The sequence below is a fragment of the Mesorhizobium norvegicum genome, assembly GCF_004919685.1.
In the GTDB taxonomy this organism is placed as follows: domain Bacteria; phylum Pseudomonadota; class Alphaproteobacteria; order Rhizobiales; family Rhizobiaceae; genus Mesorhizobium; species Mesorhizobium norvegicum.
Genome location: NZ_SMYZ01000123.1, coordinates 1 through 304 on the forward strand (window position 1 = coordinate 1; position 304 = coordinate 304).

The window sequence follows — 304 nt, forward strand, 5'->3', positions numbered from 1 at the left end:
CTCATCAATGGTGTCTGTTTCGGCGGCTTGATCGCCGACAAAGCCTTCGACAGCAACACCATCATTGCCGACCTGAATGAGCGCGGCGCCAGGATCGTTATTTCACAGCACTCACGTCGTACTTTTCCCCTGCCGCTCGACAAGGAACTCTACAAATGGCGCCATCTGATCGAGAACTTCTTCTGCAAGCTCAAGGAATTCAAGCGTATCGCCATGCGCGCCGACAAAACCGATCAGAGCTTTGCAGCCTTCATCAATCTCGCAGCCGCCGTCATAAACTCACGGTGAATCTCAACAAGCCTTA

Annotated in this window: 1 protein-coding gene; it reads left to right on the top strand. The window is 52.6% G+C overall.

From position 1 onward, the window contains the following. The coding region (locus FCU66_RS37185) for a transposase (RefSeq protein WP_246094179.1) at positions 1-288 on the top strand (288 nt) is incomplete at its 5' end. Between the last annotated feature and the right edge of the window lie 16 nt (positions 289-304).